Origin of the sequence: Streptomyces sp. NBC_00443 (assembly GCF_036014175.1) — a bacterium.
In the GTDB taxonomy this organism is placed as follows: domain Bacteria; phylum Actinomycetota; class Actinomycetes; order Streptomycetales; family Streptomycetaceae; genus Streptomyces.
The window spans coordinates 5,618,059-5,639,983 of record NZ_CP107917.1 but is presented as its reverse complement, the minus strand read 5'-3'; the positions used below and the strand labels follow the sequence as shown (position 1 = coordinate 5,639,983).

General features: G+C 70.3%; 22 protein-coding genes. 7 read left to right on the top strand and 15 right to left on the bottom strand.

Annotation, left to right across the window (positions count from 1 at the left end; translation table 11 throughout):
* Position 1: 1 nt before the first annotated feature.
* The 11 genes from OHO27_RS25550 to OHO27_RS25500 all read right to left on the bottom strand — a co-directional run bounded on the left by OHO27_RS25550 (position 2) and on the right by OHO27_RS25500 (position 11,521).
* Positions 2-1,720 (bottom strand): FAD-dependent monooxygenase, encoded by a 1,719-nt coding sequence (locus OHO27_RS25550; protein WP_328427312.1) that lies wholly within the window; start codon positions 1,718-1,720, stop codon positions 2-4.
* Positions 1,721-1,762: 42 nt separating this feature from the next.
* The gene (locus tag OHO27_RS25545) at positions 1,763-3,268 is read right to left on the bottom strand and encodes an FAD-dependent monooxygenase (protein WP_443059717.1); all 1,506 of its coding nucleotides are present in this window, start codon (positions 3,266-3,268) and stop codon (positions 1,763-1,765) included.
* Positions 3,269-3,294: 26 nt separating this feature from the next.
* Positions 3,295-4,245 (bottom strand): aromatase/cyclase, encoded by a 951-nt coding sequence (locus tag OHO27_RS25540; protein WP_328427310.1) that lies wholly within the window; start codon positions 4,243-4,245, stop codon positions 3,295-3,297.
* A gap of 104 nt (positions 4,246-4,349) precedes the next feature.
* Positions 4,350-5,138 carry a 3-oxoacyl-ACP reductase FabG gene (fabG, locus tag OHO27_RS25535; RefSeq protein ID WP_328427309.1) on the bottom strand — a complete coding sequence of 263 codons (789 nt, stop codon included), beginning with the start codon at positions 5,136-5,138 and terminating at the stop codon, positions 4,350-4,352.
* Positions 5,139-5,276: 138 nt separating this feature from the next.
* Positions 5,277-5,552: an acyl carrier protein gene (locus tag OHO27_RS25530; protein ID WP_328427308.1), complete on the bottom strand. Its 276-nt coding sequence runs from the start codon at positions 5,550-5,552 to the stop codon at positions 5,277-5,279.
* Between the two features lie 43 nt (positions 5,553-5,595).
* Positions 5,596-6,807, bottom strand: a complete 1,212-nt coding sequence (locus OHO27_RS25525) for a ketosynthase chain-length factor (protein WP_328427307.1) — start codon at positions 6,805-6,807, stop codon at positions 5,596-5,598.
* On the bottom strand, positions 6,804-8,090 hold the full coding sequence (locus tag OHO27_RS25520; protein WP_328427306.1) for a beta-ketoacyl-[acyl-carrier-protein] synthase family protein: 1,287 nt from the start codon (positions 8,088-8,090) through the stop codon (positions 6,804-6,806). The genes OHO27_RS25525 and OHO27_RS25520 overlap by 4 nt, the downstream gene beginning before the upstream one ends.
* The gene (locus tag OHO27_RS25515; RefSeq protein ID WP_328427305.1) at positions 8,087-8,416 is read right to left on the bottom strand and encodes a TcmI family type II polyketide cyclase; all 330 of its coding nucleotides are present in this window, start codon (positions 8,414-8,416) and stop codon (positions 8,087-8,089) included. The genes OHO27_RS25520 and OHO27_RS25515 overlap by 4 nt, the downstream gene beginning before the upstream one ends.
* Before the next feature lie 68 nt (positions 8,417-8,484).
* Positions 8,485-8,619, bottom strand: coding sequence for a hypothetical protein (locus OHO27_RS25510; protein WP_328427304.1), 135 nt, complete (start codon positions 8,617-8,619; stop codon positions 8,485-8,487).
* A gap of 26 nt (positions 8,620-8,645) precedes the next feature.
* Complete coding sequence (locus OHO27_RS25505) at positions 8,646-10,418, bottom strand: acetyl/propionyl/methylcrotonyl-CoA carboxylase subunit alpha (RefSeq protein WP_328427303.1); 1,773 nt, start codon at positions 10,416-10,418, stop codon at positions 8,646-8,648.
* A 353-nt stretch (positions 10,419-10,771) separates the two neighbouring features.
* A complete protein-coding gene (locus OHO27_RS25500) occupies positions 10,772-11,521 on the bottom strand; it encodes a response regulator transcription factor (protein ID WP_328427302.1) in 750 nt (249 codons plus the stop codon).
* A 554-nt stretch (positions 11,522-12,075) separates the two neighbouring features.
* Here OHO27_RS25500 and OHO27_RS25495 point away from each other — a divergent pair.
* Entirely contained in the window at positions 12,076-12,780 is a 705-nt protein-coding gene (locus OHO27_RS25495) for a ScbR family autoregulator-binding transcription factor (RefSeq protein WP_328427301.1), read from the top strand.
* Between the two features lie 406 nt (positions 12,781-13,186).
* Here the strand turns inward: OHO27_RS25495 and OHO27_RS25490 are convergent, their stop codons facing one another.
* On the bottom strand, positions 13,187-14,218 hold the full coding sequence (locus tag OHO27_RS25490; protein WP_328427300.1) for a ScbA/BarX family gamma-butyrolactone biosynthesis protein: 1,032 nt from the start codon (positions 14,216-14,218) through the stop codon (positions 13,187-13,189).
* A 182-nt stretch (positions 14,219-14,400) separates the two neighbouring features.
* Between OHO27_RS25490 and OHO27_RS25485 the strand changes: the two genes are divergently transcribed.
* Entirely contained in the window at positions 14,401-15,216 is an 816-nt protein-coding gene (locus tag OHO27_RS25485) for a ScbR family autoregulator-binding transcription factor (protein WP_328427299.1), read from the top strand.
* Positions 15,217-15,257: 41 nt separating this feature from the next.
* Here OHO27_RS25485 and OHO27_RS25480 read toward each other — a convergent pair whose 3' ends face one another.
* Positions 15,258-15,932: a response regulator transcription factor gene (locus tag OHO27_RS25480; RefSeq protein ID WP_328427298.1), complete on the bottom strand. Its 675-nt coding sequence runs from the start codon at positions 15,930-15,932 to the stop codon at positions 15,258-15,260.
* A 64-nt stretch (positions 15,933-15,996) separates the two neighbouring features.
* Positions 15,997-16,689, bottom strand: a complete 693-nt coding sequence (locus OHO27_RS25475) for an antibiotic biosynthesis monooxygenase family protein (protein WP_328427297.1) — start codon at positions 16,687-16,689, stop codon at positions 15,997-15,999.
* 246 nt (positions 16,690-16,935) lie between these two features.
* Between OHO27_RS25475 and OHO27_RS25470 the strand changes: the two genes are divergently transcribed.
* From OHO27_RS25470 to OHO27_RS25460, 3 genes are read left to right on the top strand one after another with little or no spacing between them, the layout of a single operon-like run.
* The gene (locus tag OHO27_RS25470) at positions 16,936-17,379 is read left to right on the top strand and encodes a nuclear transport factor 2 family protein (RefSeq protein WP_328427296.1); all 444 of its coding nucleotides are present in this window, start codon (positions 16,936-16,938) and stop codon (positions 17,377-17,379) included.
* Positions 17,376-18,686 carry a cation:proton antiporter gene (locus OHO27_RS25465; protein ID WP_328427295.1) on the top strand — a complete coding sequence of 437 codons (1,311 nt, stop codon included), beginning with the start codon at positions 17,376-17,378 and terminating at the stop codon, positions 18,684-18,686. The genes OHO27_RS25470 and OHO27_RS25465 overlap by 4 nt, the downstream gene beginning before the upstream one ends.
* A 12-nt stretch (positions 18,687-18,698) precedes the next feature.
* Positions 18,699-19,250: a flavin reductase family protein gene (locus OHO27_RS25460; protein ID WP_328427294.1), complete on the top strand. Its 552-nt coding sequence runs from the start codon at positions 18,699-18,701 to the stop codon at positions 19,248-19,250.
* A 37-nt stretch (positions 19,251-19,287) separates the two neighbouring features.
* Here the strand turns inward: OHO27_RS25460 and OHO27_RS25455 are convergent, their stop codons facing one another.
* Positions 19,288-19,707 (bottom strand): winged helix-turn-helix transcriptional regulator, encoded by a 420-nt coding sequence (locus OHO27_RS25455; protein ID WP_443059591.1) that lies wholly within the window; start codon positions 19,705-19,707, stop codon positions 19,288-19,290.
* 165 nt (positions 19,708-19,872) lie between these two features.
* On the opposite strand from OHO27_RS25455, the gene OHO27_RS25450 reads away from it, so the two are divergent.
* Together OHO27_RS25450 and OHO27_RS25445 are read left to right on the top strand one after the other, a co-directional pair.
* Positions 19,873-21,363 (top strand): MFS transporter, encoded by a 1,491-nt coding sequence (locus tag OHO27_RS25450; RefSeq protein ID WP_328427293.1) that lies wholly within the window; start codon positions 19,873-19,875, stop codon positions 21,361-21,363.
* A gap of 33 nt (positions 21,364-21,396) precedes the next feature.
* Positions 21,397-21,792 (top strand): pyridoxamine 5'-phosphate oxidase family protein, encoded by a 396-nt coding sequence (locus OHO27_RS25445; protein ID WP_328427292.1) that lies wholly within the window; start codon positions 21,397-21,399, stop codon positions 21,790-21,792.
* The last annotated feature ends 133 nt before the right edge of the window (positions 21,793-21,925 follow it).

The window sequence follows — 21,925 nt, the reverse complement described above, 5'->3', positions numbered from 1 at the left end:
GCTACGCCACCTCCGGGGTGCCGAACCATTGGTGCAGGGCGATGACGAGGGCCTCGATGCCGGTCGGGTCGTCGGCGAACGGCCAGTCGGCCTCGGAGGTCGTGGCCTCGGCGTCGGCGCCCCGGGGGGTGCCGGGGACGGGACCGGAGGCAGGGGTGTCCGCGGCCACGGGGCCGGAGACACGGCCGTCGGCGGTCACGGAGCCGGAGGCGGGGCCTCCGACGGTGGCCGGTGGGCGTCGTGTGGAGGCTTCGGCGGCCTCGCCGACGGCCGCCCAGGCCACATGGCCGTCGGGGCGGACCAGCAGGGCCGTCGCGCCGGCGAAGACGCCGAGGTGTTCGGGGCCGGCCGTGACGACGGTGACCCGGTCGGCCCAGGTGGCCGCGGCCTCGCGAACGGTGGCGTCGTCGGTCAGGTCGAGCAGGACGCCGCGGGCCGGGTGCAGCAGGGCCGTCGTGGTGGTCGGGGTGCCGTCGGACAGGCGGAGGGGGCGCGGGGGCAGGCGGCGGCCGACGAGGGGGTGGGTGCCGGGGCCGAGGTCGTAGGTGATGTCGAGGTGGCTGACGACACCGGCCAGTCGGCGGCGGACGTCCTCCAGCTCCATCAGCTCGCCGAACACCTTGCGCACCGGGTCGGCCTCGGCGCCGCCGAGGAAGATCATGCCCTGCGCTCGGGTGTTCATCAGCAGCCGGGCGCCGACGGGGTGCCGTTCGTCGTGGTAGCTGTCGAGGAAGGCGTCCGGCAGCTCCCCGCGGATCACCGCGGCCAGCTTCCAGCCGAGGTTGACCGCGTCCTGCACGCCCGTGCTGAGCCCCTGTCCCCCGGCCGGGAGATGGACGTGCGCGGCGTCCCCGGCGAGCAGCACCCGGCCCCTGCGGTAGGCGGAGACCTGGCGGGTGGCGTCCGTGAAGGAGCTGACCCAGTCGGCGCCGCCACCGGCCAGCGACTCGCCGGTGATGCGCTCCCAGGCGGCCGCGACCTCGTCGAACTCCACCTCCTCCGGGCGGTCCCCGGCCGGTGTGCCGTCCTCGCACACGATGATCCGGTCGACGCCCGGCGCCAGCGGCGCGGCCATCACCATGCCGTTGTCCAGCCGCTCCCCCAGGAAGCGGGGCCGGATCTCGCAGCCGGTGACGTCGGCCAGGTACATCCGGCGGGTGGCCGCGAGCCCGGGGAAGTCGAACCCGGCCGCCTTGCGCACGACGCTCTGCCCGCCGTCGCAGCCCACCAGGTACGCCCCGCGCACCCGCTGCTCGCCCTCGGGCGTGACCGCCACGATCTCGACGCCGTCGCCGTCCTCGGCCAGCTTGGCCAGTTCCCAGCCGCGCCTTATGTCCGCGCCCAGTTCGCCCGCCCATTCCTCCAGGACGGCCTCCGTCTGCGACTGCGGGACGCCCCGCGCGCCGAAGTGGGCGTCCTCCAGGACGGTGTAGTCGAACTGCACGCCGCCGAAGTGCCCCATCGGGCTCTTCTCCAGTGCGCCGAACCGCGGCAGCAGCCCGCGCTGGTCGAACACCTCCATCGCGCGGGCCGTGAACCCCAGCCCCCGGGACTGCCCGGTCGGCCGTGCCAGCTTCTCCACGACGACGACCCGGGCGCCGCCCAGCCGCAGTTCCCCGGCCAGCATGAGGCCGGTCGGCCCCGCGCCGACGACGATCACGTCCGTCACATCCGTGTCCACAGCGCTTCCCTCTCTGAACCTGAATTGAGATGATTTCATCCGAATTGCCAAGACCGTGGTGTCCGGTGTCGCGTCGTCCGGTCACAGCCCGGGATCGGGCCGTCCGAACCAGTGGCGGATCGCCGCCGACGCCGCCCACGGGTCCTCCCCCGCCCAGGCGACATGGCCGTCGGGGCGGATCAGCAGCCCGTCGGCACCGTGCAGCGGCTCCGCCGAGTCCGGTCGTACCGCCACCGGAGTGACACGGTCGGACCAGACCTTGCCGAGCCAGCGCAGTTCGGCCCGGGCGGAGTCGGCGACCAGCAGCAGTCCGCGTCCGTCGCGCAGGGACTCGGCGACGCCGACCGGGCCGTCCGGCGTCGCCAGCGTGCCGAGCGGGAGCCGGGCGCCGAGCAGGGGGTGGGTGCCGCCGCCCATCGGGTAGCGGATGTCGAGCCCGGTGATCATCGCCGCGAGGTGGTCCCGCGTGGGTCCCGCGGCGATGAGCTCGCCGAGCAGGGTGCGCGCCGGTTCCACCTCCGGCCCGCCGAGCAACAGCAGCGCCTGGGCCCGGATGTTGGCGAGCACCCGGCGCCCGACCTCGTGCCGTTCGTCGTGGTAGGTGTCGAGCAGCCCCGCCGGGACCCGGCCGCAGGCCACCGCCGCCAGCTTCCAGCCCAGGTTGGCCGCGTCCTGGAGGCCGAGGTTGAGCGCCTGGCCGCCGCTCGGCATCTGACGGTGGGCGGCATCCCCGGCGAACAGCACCCGCCCGTGGCGGTACCGCTCCAGCTGCTGGTTGGCGTCGCCGAAGGCGTTGAGCCACACCGGGCGTCCGCCGCTCAGGTCCTCGCCGGTGACGCCTCGCCATACGTCCACGACCTCCGCGAAGTCCGGCGGTCCCGTCCGCTGCCGGGCCGGGCGGCCGAAGGCGTGCACCATCACCCGCGTGACGCCGCCGGGCATCCGGGCCGCGATGGCCAGCCCGTGCTCCCGGCGCTCGAAACGCCGGTTCGCGATGTCGATCCCGGCGATGTCCGCGCGCAGCAGTTCCCGTCCCGCGGGTGTACCGGGGAAGGCCGCCCCGGTCAGCCGCCGTACGGTGCTGTCCTCGCCGTCACAGGCGACGGCGTACGCCGCCCGCAGCCGCCGTACGCCGTCCGGGGTGTCGGCCGTGACCTCCACGTACCCGTCCTCCTGGACGAGTTCGCGCACCTCCCAGCCACGCCGGACGTCGGCGCCGAGGGCGCCGGCCCAGTCCTGGAGCAGTTCCTCGGTCCTGGTCTGGGGCACCTTCCACTGACCCGAGTACGGGCCGGGCATGGACAGGTCCATCGGTACGCCGCCGAAGTGGCCGCGCGGCTCCCGCGGCGGGTCGCCGAGCGCGTCCAGGAGCCCACGGCAGTCGAAGAGTTCCGCCGTGCGGGCGTGCAGTGTGGAGGCCCGGGACTCCGTGGTGGGAGTGCGCAGCCGTTCCAGTACGACCACGTCGGCGCCGCCGAGGCGGAGCTCGCCGGCGAGGAAGAGGCCGACGGGGCCCGCGCCGACCACGATGACCCGGGTGGCCGGGGAGGGGTCGTCGCCCGTGGCCCGGGAGGTGTGGTCCGCCATGGCCTGGGAGGTGTCGTCGGCCATGGTCAGCGGCTCTTCTCCGCGTGGTCCCTGGCGTGTCCCAGCGTGGCGCGGCTGTTGGTGCTCAGCGCGCCCTGGACGTACTCGCGGGCGTCCTCGACGGTCGCGTCGGGGCCGAGGATCCGCTCGATGTTGTCCGGGTTGAGCACGACCGTGTGCTGCGAGGTGGCGGCGACCCCGCGCGGGTACTCCTCGAACGTCCACAGGCCCGTGTGCAGCGTCATCAGGGCCGGCAGGGTGACCTGCTTGTAGGCGATCGAGCGGTGCGGGAAGGTCACCCGGTACGACTTGGTGGTGTGCGTCGAGCCGTCCTTGGCCCTGGTGTCCATCTCCAGCACCTGGAGGCCGGGGGTGGGCTCCTCGAAGCCGACGCGGGCCACGTGCGGGAGCCGGTCCACCCAGAGGTGGGCCTCGTTGATGAAGTCGTAGACGTCCTTGGCGGCGCCCTCGATGAGCACCGTGTCCTCGAAGGAGAAGGTCAGCTCGCGGGTGGCGTGGGCCCGCTCGACGTTCTCCTTCAGCGCGGCCAGCTCCGAGCGGGAGTTGCGGTCGACGGCCTCGTCGATCCAGGCCAGGCCGTCGGGGTCGTCGTCGACGGCGCGGTAGTCGTGCAGCAGGCGTACCAGTGAGTCGCCGCCCGGCAGTTCCTCGATCACCCAGGCGCCGCCCATCGCGGCGACCGGGGGCGCGGAGACCTCCTGGCGGAAGGTGATCCGGCGGTTCTCGGGGTCCAGGGTGCGGCGCGAGGTCCAGCTCTTGGCGGCGCCGTTGGCGGTGGCCCAGATGCGGATGCGCTCCTCGCGCTCGCCCTTCTCCAGGTGGTCCACGTAGATGGTGGGCGGGAAGATCCGGGGCCAGTTCTCCACCTCCGCGATCAGCCGGTAGACGGCGTCGGCGGGGGCCGAGACGGTGATCTCGTGCGCCACCTCGCGGGTTGTTTCTTCCGTCGTGGTCACGTCCTCGTCCTCATCTTCCTGTGTTGGTCCGGCATGCGGGTGTCGGCGCCGGCGTCGGCGTCTGGAGCGGGCGTCAGGAGCCGGCGTCGGGAGCCGGCCGGGGGTCAGAAGTTGCCCAGGCCGCCACAGACGTTGATCGCCTGAGCGGTGACGGAGGCGGCGGTGTCGGAGGCGAGGTAGCCGACCATCCCGGCGACCTCCTGCGGCGTGGAGTAGCGGCCGAGCGGGATCTTGGCCTGGAACTTCTCGAGGATCGCGTCCTCGGTGGTGTCGTAGGCGGCGGCGTAGCCCTGGCGGACGCGCTGGGCCATGGGGGTCTCGACGTAGCCCGGGCACACAGCGTTGACGGTGATGCCGGTCGGGGCGAGTTCGTTGCCGAGGGCCTTGGTGAAGCCGACGACTCCGTGCTTGGAGGCGGAGTAGGGGGCGCCGAGGACGACGCCCTGCTTGCCGGCGGTGGACGCGATGTTGATGACCCGGCCCCAGCTGCGGCCGCGCATGCCACCGGTGTTGAGCACCTCGCGGGTCATCCGGAAGACGCTGTTGAGGTTGGTGTCGATGACGTCCTCCCACAGCTCGTCCGCGATGTCGGCGGTCACTCCGCCACCGCTGCGGCCGGCGTTGTTGACGAGGACATCGACGGCGCCGAAGCGGTCGACGGCCGCCTGCACGAAGGCCTGGACAGCGTCCGCCGAACGGACGTCCACGGCGGCGCCGTCCGCCTCCAAGCCCTCCTCCTGGAGCTGCTTGACCGTCGCGGCCACGTTGTCGGCGTCACGCGCCCCGATGAACACGCGGTGCCCGGCGGCGCCCAGTTGCCGGGCCGCGGCCAGGCCTATGCCACTGGTGGCTCCCGTGATCAGCGCGACGCGCTGCGTCTGGTGCTGCGGCATGCTTTTCCAACTCCCTTGGGTGGAGCACTACGAGGACTGTGTGTGAGGACTGTGCGTGGGGGGTGTGCGCCGCCGCCGGGTGACATGCTGGATGCGCCGACGGCGGCGAGATCATGAAATGTCGGGTACGACGAGACGTCAGGCGGCGGCCTGGGTTCCGCCGCCCAGCTGGGCGTTGACCGCGTCGATCAGGGCGCGCGGCGTGTTGCTCTCCGACAGGACGTCGTCGTCCAGGACGATGCCGTACTCCCGCTCGATCCGGCCGCCGGTCTCGAGCAGCGCCAGCGACTCGTAGCCGAGGTGCTCGAAGTCCTCGTCGAGGATGTTGCCGTCAAGATCGACACTTTCCTCGGCGCCGGCGCCCTCGATCAGGATGCGCTTGAGGTCGTCGAGGGTGAACTGCTGGGGTTCCACGTGGGGTTCCTCTCGGGTCGGTTCGTTCTTCGTGGTGCGGTGGTCAGGCGATCGCCCGTACGACCGCCGCCGAGTTGAAGCCGCCGTGACCGCGGGCCAGCACCAGGGCCGTCCGCAGGGCGGCCTCGCGCGGCCGGTCGACCACCAGGTCGAAGGCGTAGTCGCCGGACGGGGTGACGTTCACCGTCGGCGGGATCACTCCGTCCCGGATCGCCAGGAACGCGGTGGCCAGGTCCAGGGGGGCCGCGCCCGAGTAGAGGCGGCCCGTCATCGTCTTGGGGGCGGTGACCGGGACGGACCGGGGGCCGAAGACCTCCGTGATCGCCTCGGCCTCGATGCGGTCGAGCTCGGGGTCGGCCGCCGCGTCGGCGAAGACCACGTCCACCTGGTCGGCGTTCAACCCCGCGTCGTCCAGGGCGAGTTCGATCGCGCGGCGCAGGGACGGTGGACGTCCGGTGCCCGGCGCGGGGTCGAACGTCGCGGCGTACCCGGCGATCTCGCCGTAGATCCGCGCACCGCGCGAACGCGCCGACTCCTCGGACTCCATGACGAGCAGCGCACCGCCCTCGCCCGGCACATACCCGTCGGCCGCCCCGTCGAAGGGCAGATACGCCTGGCTCGGCTCGTCGCGCGTGGTCAGGCGCTGCGCGGCGAGCTGGGCGACCCAGCCCCACGGGCAGATGGAGGCGTCCACGGCGCCGGAGACCACGATCGCCGTGCCCTTGCGGATCTGGCGGCGTGCCTGCGCCACCGCGTCCAGCCCGCCGGCCTGGTCGCTGACGACCACGCTGCTCGGGCCCTTCATCCCGTGCCGGATGGAGATCTGGCCGCTGTTGACGGCGTAGAACCAGGCGAACGACTGGTACGCGCTGACATACTGGCTGCCCCGGCTCCACAGCGCCTGCAGCTCGCCCTGGCCGAACTCGAAGCCGCCCGACGAGCTCGCCGTGACCACCCCCATGTCGAACCCGGGCAGGTCCTGCGGCCGTATCCCGGCGTCCGCGAGCGCCCAGTCGGCGGCGACCAGTGCCAGCCGGGTCATCCGGTCGGTCTGCGGCAGCAGCCGGCTCGGCAGGTGCTCCTCGGCCGCGAAGCCGGGTATCTCACCGGCCAGCCGCGCCGGGTAGCCCGACGGGTCGAAGCGGGTGATCCGCCCGATGCCGCTCTTGCCGGCGAGCGTCGCCGCCCAGTAGTCCTGAACTCCCAGGCCGTTGGGGGCCGTGACACCGAGGCCCGTCACCACGACCGCGTTCATGCCATGCTCCTCTCGGGACGGGCGAGCACCATCGCGCTCTGGAAACCGCCGAACCCGCTGCCCACCGACAGCACCGCGTCGGTCAGCTGCTCGCGGGCGGTCAGCGGCACGTAGTCGAGGTCGCACTCCGGGTCGGGGGTGTGCAGGTTCGCCGTGGGCGGCACCACGTGGTGCTCCATGGCCAGCGCGGACGCGGCGATCTCGATCGAGCCGATCGCGCCGAGGGAGTGCCCCACCATCGACTTGATGGAGCTCACGGGAGTGCGGTAGGCGTGCTCACCGAGGCTCTTCTTGAAGGCGGCCGTCTCGTGCCGGTCGTTCTGCTTGGTGCCGGAGCCGTGGGCGTTGATGTAGTCGATCCGGTCCACGTTCATGCGGGCCTCGTCCAGCGCCACCGTGATCGCCTCGGCCATCTCGGCGCCGTCCGGCCGCAGACCGGTCATGTGGTACGCGTTGCTGCGGGTGGCGTAGCCGGCGATCTCGGCGTAGATGTGTGCCCCGCGCCGCCGCGCGCTCTCCAGCTCCTCCAGGACGAACACCGCGCAGCCCTCGCCGAGCACGAACCCGTTGCGGGTGCCGTCGAACGGCCGCGAGGCCTGCTCGGGGTCCTCCCGGCGCGGGGTCGTCGCCTTGATGGCGTCGAAGCAGGCCATGGTGATCGGCGAGATCGGCGCGTCGGACGAACCGGCGATCATCACATCGGCCGAGCCCTCACGGATCAGCTCGACGGCGTAGCCGACCGAGTCGATGCCGGAGGTGCAGCCGGTGGACACCACGGTGTTGGGGCCCTCCGCGCCGACGGTCCAGGCGACCTCGGCCGAGAAGGAGCTCGGGACGAAGTAGTTGTAGAGGTGCGGTACGGCGTACTCGTGGTCGACCAGGTGCAGCCGGCCGCCGTCACTGACGATCCGGTACTCCTCGTCCAGCCCCATTGTGGCGCCGACCGCGCTGCCGATGGTGACGCCCACCCGGTGCGGTTCGTGGGCGGCGAGGTCGATCCCGCTGTCGGCGACCGCGCCGCGCGCCGCGACCACCGCGAACTGGGCGGCCCGGTCCATCCGGCGGACCTCCTGCGGCGTGAGCCCGTGCCGGTCCGGGTCGAAGTCCATCTCCGCGGCGACCTGCGAACGGAACGGGCTCGGGTCGAAGAAGGTGATCCCCCGCGTCGCGGTACGGCCCTCGCTGAGCATGTTCCAGAAGCTGTCCTTGCCTACGCCGCCGGGCGCCAGGACCTCGATACCGGTGATGACGACCCGCGCGGGGCTGTCCCGACGGCCGCTCATCGGGACGCCTCCCAGTTGTAGAAGCGCGTCGCCATCGCGTCGGCCGGGGAACGCCAGGTGGCCGGGTCGTACGCCGCTATGCAGGGCTTCAGGTCCTCACTGATCCGCACGAAACGCTCGTCGGACTTGGCCTTCTCGATCAGCTCGCCACCGTTGTCCGCGTCGAAGTCCTGCAAGTGGAAATAGAGACCCCGGTAGTGGAAGAGCTGGCGGCGTCGCGTCCCCATCAGATGGGGCATCTCGGTCTCGTCGAACGCGCCGAACAACTTGGCGACATCGACCGCGGAGCCCGGTTCCATCCGAGCCACGATCAAGGTGCTGTGCATGAGCTCTCTCCTTGGAAATAGTGCGTGGGAAAGGGGGCACGGAACGCTGAAAGGGAAATCGATTTCCGTCAGTCGATGCCCCGGCAGATATGCGGATGGTCGCTGTCGTTCTCGTCGTCCTCGCCGGCAAGACGCCAGGCGGGCGACTGGGGCGCGGGCCCGTCGTGCCCGTCGTACGGCTCGGAACGTGTCTCGGAGTACATCGGGGTCACACCTCCCTGGGACCTTCTCAGTCCTTGATCTCGCAGATGGCCGCACCGGAGGTGAGGGAGGCGCCGACCGCGGCCGACAGATCCTTGACGGTGCCGGACTTGTGCGCTGTGAGGGGCTGTTCCATCTTCATCGCTTCGAGTACGACGATGAGGTCGCCTTCCTTGACCTCCTGGCCTTCCTCGATCGCGACCTTCACGACAGTGCCCTGCATCGGCGAGGCGAGGGTGTCGCCGGAGACGGCAGGTCCCGAGCTGCGCGCCGTCCGCCGTTTCGGCTTGGCTCCGGCGGCGAGGCCGGTGCGGGCCAGGCTCATGCCGAGCGAGGACGGAAGGGAGACCTCCAGACGCCGTCCGCCGACCTCGACGACGACGGTGTCACGATCCGGCTCGTTCCCCTTCTCGGACTCGGCGGGGGCGGCGAAGGGCTTGATGTCGTTGGCGAACTCGGTCTCGATCCAGCGGGTGTGGACGGTGAAGGGGTCGCTGGAGCCGGTCAGTTCCGGGGCGAAGGCGGGGTCCTTGACGACCGCGCGGTGGAACGGGATCGCGGTGGCCATGCCCTCGACGTGGAACTCGGCCAGCGCGCGGGCGGCGCGCTGCAAAGCCTGCTGGCGGGTGGCGCCGGTGACGATCAGCTTGGCGAGCAGGGAGTCCCAGGCGGGGCCGATCACGCTGCCGGACTCGACGCCGGCGTCCAGGCGGACGCCGGGGCCGGTGGGCGGGGCGAACGTGGTGACCGTGCCCGGTGCCGGGAGGAAGCCCCGGCCGGGGTCCTCGCCGTTGATGCGGAACTCGAAGGAGTGGCCGCGCAGCTGCGGGTCGTCGTAGCCGAGTTCCTCGCCGTCGGCGATGCGGAACATCTCGCGCACGAGGTCGATGCCGGTGACTTCCTCGGTGACCGGGTGCTCGACCTGGAGGCGGGTGTTGACCTCGAGGAAGGAGATCGTGCCGTCCATGCCGACGAGGAACTCGACCGTGCCGGCGCCGATGTAGCCGGCCTCCTTGAGGATGGCCTTGGACGCGGAGTACAGCTGGGCGGTCTGCGCCTCGGACAGGAACGGGGCGGGGGCCTCCTCGACCAGTTTCTGGTGGCGGCGCTGCAGCGAGCAGTCACGCGTGGAGACCACGACGACGTTGCCGTGGCTGTCGGCCAGGCACTGGGTCTCGACGTGGCGGGGCTTGTCGAGGTAACGCTCGACGAAGCACTCGCCGCGCCCGAACGCCGCGACCGCTTCACGGACTGCGGAGTCGTAGAGCTCGGGGACCTCTTCGAGGGTGCGGGCGACTTTCAGGCCGCGTCCGCCGCCGCCGAAGGCGGCCTTGATCGCGATCGGCAGGCCGTGCTGTTCGGCGAACGCGACGACTTCGTCGGCGCCGGAGACCGGGTCGGGTGTGCCGGCGACGAGCGGGGCGCCGGCACGCTGGGCGATGTGCCGGGCGGCGACCTTGTCACCGAGGTCGCGGATGGCCTGCGGGGGCGGGCCGATCCAGATCAGGCCGGCGTCCAGGACGGCCTGGGCGAAGTCGGCGTTCTCCGACAGGAAGCCGTACCCGGGGTGGATGGCGTCCGCGCCCGACTCGCGGGCCGCGTTCAGGACCTTGCCGATGTCCAGATAGCTGCTTGCCGGGGTGTCACCGCCCAGGGCGAACGCCTCATCCGCGGCGCGGACATGCAGAGCGTCACGGTCCGGATCCGCGTAGACGGCCACGCTCGCGATCCCGGCGTCCCGGCAGGCCCGGGCCACGCGGACAGCGATTTCGCCACGGTTGGCGATGAGCACCTTGCGCACGACTGGCCCCCTCCTCAATCGGCAGGAATTCTGGGATGATCAAGCGCGGCCGGGGTAATTCCACTCCCAGGCGGGCGCCGAATACCTGTCCATACTCGGTGCGTGACCTCGGCGCTTTCAACAGCCGCCCATTAAGCCTTCGGACCAGATCCTCAGCTGGGATACGGCTTTGTTGGCGCAGCGCCAGGCAAGTGTCAGGGAATTGTCAGAAGCCCCGTCGAACCACTCACGGCGGCAGAACAGTTGACCGGCCCACAAAAGGGCAACGGCATGCGAAAGGGCGGGCTCCCCCGTCAGGAGCCCGCCCTTTTCGAAGTCGGCGGCGATGTGGTGACATCGCGCCGGGTGCGAGATCAGCCAGTACCGAAGCGGAACCCCACTCCGCGAACGGTGACGATCCAGTCGCTACCCCCCAACTTGCCGCGGAGACTGCTGACATGGGTGTCCACGGTGCGACGGGACCAGGACCCGCCCCAGACCTGCTGCATGATGCGCTTGCGCGAGATCACCGTCTCCGGATGAGAGGCGAGCAGATAGAGCAGATCGAACTCCTTGCGGGTGACCTCCACGACCTGACCGTGCAGACTCACCTCGCGCGAGGCGGCGTCGATGCACAACGGCCCACGCGAGACGACCTGCTCGATCTGCACGTGCGGACGCGAGCGACGCATGACGGCGTCCATCCGGGCCATCAGTTCCCGGAAGCCGTAGGGCTTGACGAGGTAGTCGTCCGCGCCGGCCTGGAGACCGAGGACACGGTCCAGTTCCGTCCCCCACCCCGTGACCGCTATGAGCGGGACGTCGCTCAGGGAACGGATGGAGCGGCACACCTCCAGACCGTCCAGGTCGGGTAGTTCGAGGTCCAGCAGAACGATGTCCGACACCTGGTAGGCCTGCAGAGCCGCGTTGCCCGTGCCGACCCCCTCGACGTGGTGGCCGTGCCGCCGCAGTCCGGCGGCGAGGGCCTCCATGTCGCCGGTGTTGTTCTCGACCACCAGGACCCGCCAGTTCGTCGACGGCTTCCGGATCTGCGAGGTGATGGGCTTTCGATACTCCAGAGTGCTGCTCGTTGCGCGTTGGCTCACTGCTCTCCCCCTGAACATGTAGTTCCCGCTCGAGCGCCTTGGCTTGTCGAGCCTAAAAACCTACCTCTCGGTTTGTCAAAAAAAAACTCGGTAAACTCACCGTACGTGACAACTGATGCCACTTTTGCCGGAGTTGCCAGGACATGAATGATCAATTCCGCCGCGAAACGTAACCGAGATCGTGATTCTGAATCTTGAAACTGGTCAAAACTCGCCCCTTGGTCACGCGAAATTAATCACTGACGGCGACTGCGGTTTGTTCCGGGTCTCAACAACCGGGCCTCTCACCCGTAGATCGACTACCGAGGGCGGCCTCGCCCCGACGCATTGCACATCCCCGGAGGCGGTGGTAGACCGTCCAGGATGTTCTCGGTCGGCTGATTCCCTGCTTCCACTTCTCCCTCGCCCTGGTCATGAGGTGGGAAAGTGTGATCTTCTGGGCAGTACTGACGGTGTGTCGATAGAAACGAGAGCCGCAGCCGGACCGACGCTCCCGTCACTCGGACACCCGCACCCCATGAACAAACCTTCAAGTCCGTTTCCGGGACGGCGGGATGAAAGGATTCAGGCAGGTGGGACTACAACAGGAGAGGGCGATCCGCACCCGCCGGCTCATGCTGAAGTCGGCGGCGGAGGTCTTCGACCGCGAGGACTATGCCTCGGCCAGGCTCTCCGACATCAGCGCGCGGGCCAACATGAGCACGGGCGCGCTGCACTTCCACTTCGCGAACAAGGAGGACCTGGCCCAAGCGGTCGTGAGCGAGGCGCGCGGCATCCTGTGGCGCGCCGCGCGCCTCGCGTACGAGAAGAACTCCGAGCCGCTGCAGGCCCTCACCGACATCTCGCACACACTGAGCCAGTTGCTGTCCTGGGACGTGGTGTCGCGGGCCGGGCTGCGGCTGGACAACGACCGGTCCCGCAAGGGGCGGGAGCAGTTCATCCACGCGTGGCACGCCTGCGTGCAGCGCCTGCTGGACCGCGCGCGCCAGGAGGGCGGGGTCGCCGCTCAGGTCCAGCTGCCGGCGCTGACCTGTGCGATCGTCGCCGCCACGACCGGTATAGGAGTACTGATAAAGGGGGGCGAGGGCGACCGGACCCGGCTGGCCTTCACGGGGTTCTGGCAGGGCTTCCTGCCGGGGCTCGCCGCGCCGAGCCTGCTCGGCGCGCTGAACCCCGGCGGCACACCGGACGTGGTCGACCACGCGGTTGCCGTGTCGCGTTACCTGCCCTACGCCACGGAGGAAGAGGTCGACGCGGAGGCTGCGACCACGGGGTGAGGTGACGCGGGCCCGGTGCCGGGTCCGCGACCGGCCGTCGGAGCGGCGGTGAGTTGGGGTGCCCGCGCCTTCGCATCCTGGCGGTGCCGTCAGCGACGGACCGCCGGAACCCGGCCACCGCACGGGAGTTGCCGGCGGCAGTACGCAAACGGGCCGCGGCCGTACGCCCCCCACCACACACGCCAAAGCGAACGCATGCCCGCCACCCAGGACGGGACCGGACGACCGGCGAACTCGCCGAAACCCAGCCACCGCACAGGAGCCGCCGACAACACCACCCGCACCGGCCACGGCCGTAGGCCCCCACGACACAGGCCAACGCGAACGCATGCCCGCCACCCAGGACGCACAGGACGACCCGCGAAATCCGCCGGAACCCCCAGCACCGCCGCCAGGGCGTGCCGGCTCAGCCGCCGTCCCTCGTCGCGCCGTCGCCCAGGGTCACGGTGAAGACGGGTTCGTCCTGCTGGAGGCCCTGCACATGCATCACGGTGCCCTGCTCCGCGGCCCGGTCGGGGCGGGCCAGGATCCAGCAGGGCTCGGTCAGTTCGCAGTACTTGTGGAAGGCGATCCGCATCGAGGCGGGGTGGAAATCGTGCCCGGGCGTCAGGACGTTGGCGGCCTGGCGGGCGGCTTCGAGCAGCACCATGCCGGGAACGTGGTCGTTGGGGCGGGCGAAGAGTGTGGGGCGCGTGGTGTCCAGGCGGAGCCGCCAGCCGGGGCGATGCCGGGAAGGGGCGAGGACGACGTCCTTGTGGTCGCCGCGGCCGGTCTCGCGGGGCGCCACGGCGGGCAGCGGCGGGAGTGCGCGACCCGTGGCGGCCATCCGCTCGCCGCGCAGTCGGCGGTAGACGCGGGACGAGGTGCAGCCCAGGATGCCCATGCTGGTGGCGAGCAGCCGGCCGTGGCGCTGGAAGCGCAGGTCGACCCGCATGCCGACGAGTCGCCCGGCGCGTAGCTGGACATCGGTGCACTCGACCACGACGTCGATCGCGCCCGAGGCGCCCGCCACGGTGAACTCCGGTGTCTCGACCCGGTATCCGAGCTCCCGCATCAGGAACTGGTCGCCGATCGGCACTCCGAACTCGGCGTGGGCCAGCATCATCGTCGCCTGCCGGGTGGTCTCGGCGACGAGCAGCGGATCCTGACGCCCGCCGGGCAACGGGGCGAAGAAGCGGTGTGCGGAGGGCCAGTTCACCGAGACGAGGAACCGGTGCTCGGTCAGGCGCAGCCACTCGACGGGGAACCGGTCCTCGGGGTCCGGGCGATGGCACAGCTCGGCGGTGGCCCGGCCGTCGGGAATCAGAACCGGGGAGTCGGTCCGGTATGCGGGCGGTGCGCTGGGCTCTTCCGAGTGGATCGGTGCGGCCTGCCCGGCGAGCGGACCGGTGTGGCGGGCCGTGCTGTCCCCGTCAGCGGGTTCGGGGCGCTCTTGCACCGGGTCCAGACCCGTACGAGACTCAACAAATCGGTCGACTACAGATATCGCGCCATCAGGCATGGATTGCCCCCTGAGTCGATAAATGAGGGGATCGTTCCCCTCTCGACAAAAGACTGGCAGTCCGGTTCTCTTTGCGGGGGAACCTGACCAAGCTCTGACATAGAAACAGGCACGGACGCATGGCACGTCAAGCAAGAGCCATCCAGACCCGGAAGTCGATCCTGCTGGCGGCGGCCGAGGTGTTCGACGAGCGGGGCTACAGCACCGCCACCATCACGGAGATCATCGCGCGGGCCGGTGTCACCAAGGGGGCGCTGTACTTCCACTTCACCTCCAAGGAGGACCTTGCCCTCGGGGTGATAGCGGCGCAGCTGGAGCTCGGCCCGTTGCCTCCGCAGCGCACGAAGCTGCAGGAACTCGCCGACCAGGGCCTGTTGTTCGCGCACCAGCTGCAGCACGACCCGCTGACCCGGGCCAGCGTGGGACTCGCCATGGACCAGTGGAGCGAGAGTGCCGAGAGCTCCGAGAGCGGCAATCCCTTTCACGGCAGGCCGTTCCAGTCCTGGGCGGACCGGCTCACCGGACTGCTCGTCGAGGCGCGCGACCGCGGCGAGTTGCTGCCGCACGTGGATCCGGCGGAGACGGCGGAGTTGCTGTCCGGGTCCTTCACCGGCATCCAGTGGACGTCCCAGGTGCTGTGCCAGCGCAAGGACTTGACCCGCCGGGTGATCTCCATGTTCCGCCACCTCCTGCCGACCGTCGCGATGCCGCAGATCCTCCCGACGCTGGAACTGACCCCCGACCGAGCCGTGTCCCTGCTCGCATCGCGCGATGCGGCACTGGAGGGGGAGGACGCACCGGCCGACGAGGAGTACGACACCGCGGCCGACGACGGCTCCGCGCCGGAGGCCGGCCCGGGCTGGGAGCCCGACACCGCCCCCGCCCCGGTACGGGAAGGGAGCGCTGCCCCGGAGGGGGAGGGCAGCGCCGCCTGACCGGCGGTCCGCGACGGGCCCCGGAAAACCGGCACCGCACATCACCGAAGCGGGGCGGAGGGTGACGTTTCCTCCAGGCGGTAGCCGACACCCCGGACCGTGGTGATCCAGCCCTCGCCCAGCTTGGCGCGCAGGGCGCTGACGTGGGTGTCGACCGTGCGGGTGGAGATGGCCCACTCGTCCGCCCAGACCCCGGCGATCAGGTCCCGGCGCGAGAGCACCGTCTCCGGTGCCGAGGCCAGCAGCAGCAGGATGTCGAACTCCTTGCGGGTCAGCTCCAGGGACTGCTCCCCCACCCATGCCTCACGCGTCCCGGGGTCCAGCCGCAGGGCCCCGCAGGACACGCCGGCCGGACCCCCGCCGGTGGCGACGCGCCGGGTCACCGCGTTCATCCGGGCGATCAGCTCCCGGAACCCGTACGGCTTCACCAGACAGTCGTCCGCACCCGAGCGCAGACTGAGCACCCGGTCCAGCTCGGTGTCCCGGCTGGTGAAGGCGATCAGCGGGGTGGTGCCCCGGGCCCGGATCTCGGCGCACACCTGAAGACCGTCGAGGTCGGGCAACTCCAGGTCGAGCAGAACGACTTCGGCCTGCTCCCACGCCTGGAGGGCCGCCCGCCCGGTGCGGGCCCGCCGGACCTGATGGCCGTTGCGCACCAGGCGGCAGACCAGAGGCTCGGCGGTCCCGTCATCCGGATCGATCACGAGTACGCGCATGTGCACTCCACCCCGGGCCGCGTCCGGGCGGCGCCAGGCACCTCCCGGTCGACGGCCCGGACCGTCACTCGCCCGCCGACCGGGTGTGCACCACGCGGTAGGTGTTGGAGTCCCGCCAAATAGCCAGCGCGTCCAGCTTGGCGTCGATCTTCTGCCGCTCCGCCGACCGCTGCGCCGCGGGCTGCTCACGGAAGGCGTCGTAGGCCTCCTTGCTGTCCCACTGCGCGTAGACGACGACCCACTTGCCCTCGATGCCACGGCCCCGCAGACCGCGCAGCACCGTGTGGCTGCGGTACCCCGGGACCTTCTGCAGCCAGTCCTGGGCAGCACCGAGCGTGTCGACCAGGTCGTCCTGGTGCTTCTCGGCGACGCCGTACAGGTCGATGACCGTGTAGTCCTCGCGCTCCGGCCCGATCTCGGTGTCCCCGGCACCCGGCTTCGACTGGGTGAAGACCGCCTCGTTCTGCAGGAGCCGGATCGCGGTGGTGATCTCACCGAAGAGCGGCAGGGTGCGGTGCTTGAACTCCTCGCCGGCGTACCGGGCCTCCAGGTCCTCGGTGGAGCGCCACTGGATGAAGTTGGCGGTGCCGAACTTGGTCTGCCCGCTGTGCACGGTGCTGGAGATCCAGCCGTCGTAGGCGGCGGCGTCGACGATCTCGCGCATCGCGGCGAGCAGGCTGTCCTGCTTCTCGGCGGAGTCGGTCGAGAACAGGTTGAGGACGGTCAGGTTGTTACCATCGGCTGCGATCTTCGGCATTCTCTTCTCTTCCGGTAGATCGGGTGATGAAAGGTTGACGAAAGAAGCAGAACTCGAATTTCCGGCTCAGTGGAACGTGCTTCCCGACCAGCATGACAAGTCATCAACTCCTGCTGAAGAGGGCTCTGTTCAGGACTCCGCGCGGATTGTCAGGTCTTTTCCGTCAGCGTCAGATCTTCCGCAGCTACGTCAGGTCTTCGACAAGTGCCCTTGGGCGCCCATTGGCCATCGCGCGATGCTCGGGTAATGAATTCCGTCACGTCAGCAGCCGAAATCAGCGCCTTGCTGGACCGATATCTGTTGGGCCTCGACGAGGACAAACTCGACGACGCTTGGGCCCGCGCGCTGTTCAGCGACGACGCCCGCGTCGAGTTCCCGATGGCCCGGCACGAGGGCATCGAGGGGCTCGCCGCCTGGCACCGGCAGGCACTCGACGCGTTCGCGCGCACCCAGCATCTCAACTCCCCGGCGGTGGTGGACCTCACGGGCGAGAAGCGGGCGGTGCTGCGCGCCAACCTGGTCTCGACCCACGTACACCATCCGGATGCGCCCGGCGATCCGCTGTTCGTCTCCGGCACCCTCGTCCACGGTGCGGCCCGGCACGCCGAGGACGGCTGGCGTCTGACGGAGCTGTCGTTCCAGCTGGTCTGGTCGACCGGCAGCCCGCCCCGGCCGAGGGACGCCCGGTGACCGTGCTGGCGGCCGGGACCCAGGAGCAACAGGTCGCGACCATGCTGCTCGGCATCGGTGTGATCCTGCTGGTCGGCGCCGCACTCGGGGCACTCGCGCGGAAGCTGGGCCAGCCGAAGGTGATCGGCGAGATCACCGCCGGCATCGTGCTCGGCCCGAGTCTGCTCGGCCTATTTCCCGGGAACCTGACGGACCGTCTGTTCCCGGACGACGTACGGCCGTTGCTTTCGGCGGTCTCCCAGGTCGGCCTGGTCCTGTTCATGTTCGTGGTCGGCTGGGAGTTCGAGAAGCGGCTGATACGGCCGCACGCGCGGCTGGCGGCCGGCGTCTCGGTGTCGTCGATCGTGCTGGCCTTCGGGCTGGGCGTCGCCGCGGCGGTCGTGCTGTATCCGCACCACGACACCGTGGCCGGCAAGCACATCTCCTTCCTCGCGTTCGCCACCTTCATGGGCACCGCGATGTCCGTGACGGCGTTCCCCGTACTGGCACGGATCCTCACCGAGAACAAACTGATGGACACCCGGGTCGGCGCCCTGTCACTGGCCAGCGCCGCGATCGACGACATCCTCGCCTGGTGTCTGCTGGCGTATGTGTCGGCGCTGGTCAGCTCGGACGGTGACTATGCGGACCTGGCCCGGATCGGGACGCTGAGCGTGGTCTATGTGGCGTTGATGATCATGGTGGTACGGCCGCTGGTGGCCCGGCTGGTGTGGCGGTGGGCCGCCATGGAGCGCTGGAGCGCGCTGCTCGCGGTGCTGTGCGCGGGCGTGTTCGCCTCGTCGTGGCTGACCTCGTGGATCGGCATCCACCAGATCTTCGGCGCGTTCCTGTTCGGTTTCGTCATGCCGCGCGAGCCCAGGAGGGTGCTCGCGGCGAACCTGCGCCGGCCGCTGGACGACGTCAGCGTCGTGCTGCTGCCGGTGTTCTTCATCGTCACCGGCCTCGGCGTCGACCTCGGCTCCCTGACCGCGACCGACTCTCTGTCACTGGCCCTGGTCATCGCCGTGGCCTGCACGGGCAAACTGCTCGGCGCGATCATCCCGGCCCGGCTGGCCGGCCTGTCCTGGCGTGAGTCCAAGGACCTGGGCGTGCTGATGAACACCCGTGGCCTGACCGAACTCATCATCCTCAACGCCGCCGTGAGCCTCGGAGTGCTCGACGGCCGGATGTTCACCATGCTGGTGATCATGGCCCTCGTGACGACGGCGATGGCGGCACCGCTGCTGTCCCGGCGCGAGCACCTCACGGCCGGAGTGACCCAGAAGGCACGTACACCCGTCGCGGACGCGACCGCGCCGCGCACCTGACGAGGGGGCTCAGTGATACCCGTCCAGCCGTTGTCCCAGCACGGCCGACATCTGCCGCAACCGCCGGTCGACGGCCGCGCGTTGCGCACGGTGTGCGGCAACTTCGCCACCGGCGTCACCGTCATCACCACCGGAGGCCCCGAGGACGGCGCCGCCACCACGGTGAACTCCTTCACGTCCGTCTCACTGGAGCCGCCGCTGGTGCTGTTCTGCCTGCACAAGCAGTCGCGGCTGCGCCCCGCCCTGCAGAAGTCCGGCGGCTTCGTGGTCAACTTCCTGACGCGCAGTCAGGAAGGCCTCGCCTGGAAGTTCGCGGGCCGCGAGTCGGCGCGGCTGGCGGAGGTCCCGCACCACCGCTCCACGAGCGGACTGCCGGTCCTCACCGAGGCGCTGGCCTTCCTGCAGTGCCGTCTCGCCGACGAGTACGACGGCGGCGACCACGCCATCGTGCTCGGCGAGGTCACCGCCCTGGGCACGTCGACCGAGGAGGCCGACCCGCTGGTCTTCTACAAGGGCGCGATGCGCGTCCTCGACACCGATGTCCCTGCGCCGGCCCGGGGTTAGCAGCCGGCCCGGAGTCAGCCGCAGCCCTGGGCGCAGGTCAGCGCGGTACGGACGTCGGTTCGGCTGCCGTGTCGAACTCCCGCCTGGCCCGCTCCACCTTCTTGAGGTTCTCCGTGGACCACTCGGCGAGGTGGGCGAAGATCGGCGCCAGGCTGCGGCCCAGCTCGCTGATCTCGTACTCGACCCGGGGCGGCACCTCGGGGTAGTACGTCCGCACGACCAGGCCGTCACGCTCCATCTGACGCAGCCGCTGGGTGAGGACCTTCGGCGTGATGGTGCGGATGTTGCGCTGGAGCTCGACGAAACGCTGCCGGCCGAACTCGTGCAGCGTCCACAGGATCGGTGTCGTCCAGCGGCTGAAGACGATGTCGACCACCGGGGAGACCGGGCACGCCAGCTCCGAGTCGACCTGTCCGCCACGCGTGGTGGTGCTGCCCATGGCGCCAGTGCTGCCCATTCGGACCCTCCCAGGAAGTCACTTTCCTCTAGGTACCTACTTTACCCAGGATGCTAGCTTCCCGGAAGACGGTGAGCGGCTCCCGCTCCCGGCCTCGCGCCATGTCCTTTCCCTCCGGATGTCCGTCCCTACGGAACCCCTTCCGTCACCTCCACTAGGAGCGACATGTCGACCCAAGAGTCGCTGCGCCTTCCCCGCCACACCGACGAATCGGCCCCGCCGCACCGCCCGGGACTCATCCTGGCGTTCCTCTGCCTGGCCGGCTTCATGACCTTCCTCGATGTGTCCATCGTCAACGTGGCCCTGCCGACCATCGAAGACGAACTGCACATCTCCCAGACGTCCCTGCAGTACATCGTCACCACCTACGGCATGCTGCTCGGCGGCTTCCTGCTGCTGACCGGCCGGCTGGCCGACGCCTTCGGCCGTCGCCGGATGCTGCAGACCGGCCTGATCCTCTTCGCCCTGTCCTCCCTGCTCGCCGGGTTCGGGCAGAGCGCGGCCATGCTGATCGTGGCGCGCGGCGCCCAGGGCCTCGGCGCCGCGTTCATCGCGACCGCCGCGCTGTCCCTGCTCGCCAACAACTTCGCGGAGGGCGCCGAGCGCAACAAGGCGCTCGGTGCCTGGGGCGCGCTCAGCGGTATCGCCGCCGTCGCCGGTGTCACCCTGGGCGGTCTGCTCACCGACGGTCCGGGCTGGCGCTGGATCTTCTTCATCAACGTGCCGATCGGCCTGGTCTGCGCGCTGATCGCCCCGAAGATCGTCGCCGAGAGCCGCGCCGCGGAACGCCGTAGCTCCTTCGACGTCGCCGGTGCCGTGACGCTGACCGCCGGTCTCGTGCTGCTGATCTTCAGCCTCGGCCAGACGATCGACGACTCGGACGTCCCGATGGCCCGCGTCTACGGCGGCTTCGCCCTCTCCGCGGTCCTGCTCATCACGTTCCTGCTGATCGAGCGCCGCGCCGAGGCGCCGCTGATCCCGCTCGGCGTCTTCAAGCGCAAGTCGCTGCGGGCCTCCAACGTCGTCGCCGTCCTGCTGCTCGGCACCTGCGTCACGCTGTTCTTCTTCGCCAGCCTGTTCATGCAGCAGGTCCTCAACTGGTCGGCCCTGAAGACCGGTCTGGCCTACGTCCCGCTCGCCGTGATCGTCGCGGTCGGCGCCGGTATCGCCTCCCAGCTGGTGACCAAGGTCGCCGCCAAGCCGGTGCTGATGGTCGGCCTGACGCTGACCAGCGTGGGCATGTTCCTGCTGTGGCGGGCCCCGTCCGACGCCTCCTACGCCGTGGACCTGCTGCCCGCCTTCCTGATCTCCGGCCTCGGTCTCGGCCTGTCCTTCGTGCCGGTGCAGGTCGCCGCGTTCACCGGCACCCAGGAGGACGAGTCCGGTCTGTCCGCGGGGCTCATCAACACCGCGCAGGAGGTCGGCGGCGCCCTCGGCCTCGCCGTGGCCGCCACCTACGCCTTCCGCCAGGTCGAGCAGCTGACCGAGTGGGCGGACGGGGTGCCCGCGCGGGTGACCCAGGCGCGCACCGAGGTCTTCCACGACGCGTTCCTCGCGGGCGCCTGCTTCGCCGTGGCCGGCCTGCTCCTCACGCTGCTCCTGCTGCCCTTCACCAGGGCATCGGAGCAGCCGGCCGACGCTCCCGCCAAAGCCTGAGATCGGAAACCCGCGATAGATCGGAAAGCCGCCATGCCGACGTCACCACGGTTGTCCCCCGCGGCCGAGGACTTCCTCGCCGACAACCATCTGTGCACCTTCACCACGCTGCGCCCCGACGGCTCGCCCCATGTGACGCCCGTGCGGTTCACCTGGGACGGGGAGGCGGGCCTGGCGCGGGTCATGACCGCGGTGACACGGCGCAAGGCCAGGAACGTACTGGCAGGGCCCGCCGCCCGGGCCTCCCTCTGCCAGACGGTGGGACCCCGCTGGATCACCCTGGAGGGCACCGCCACCGTCCACGACGACCCGTCACGGGTCCAGGAGGGCATACGGCGGTACGCCAAGCGGTACTGGACACCGCCGCCGGAGCCGCCGGGCCTGGTCGTGATCGAGATCCAGGTCGACCGGGTGCTGGGCCTGCTCTGAGCCGGGTCCGAACCGGCCGAGGGCGTCGGAAGTTCCTTCCGGCGCCCTCGCGTATTTCCACCGCCTGACGCAGCTGCAGAATCTCTGACGAAACTTGTCAGAGACCTGTACTTGCGGCCATTCAGCTTCCCCA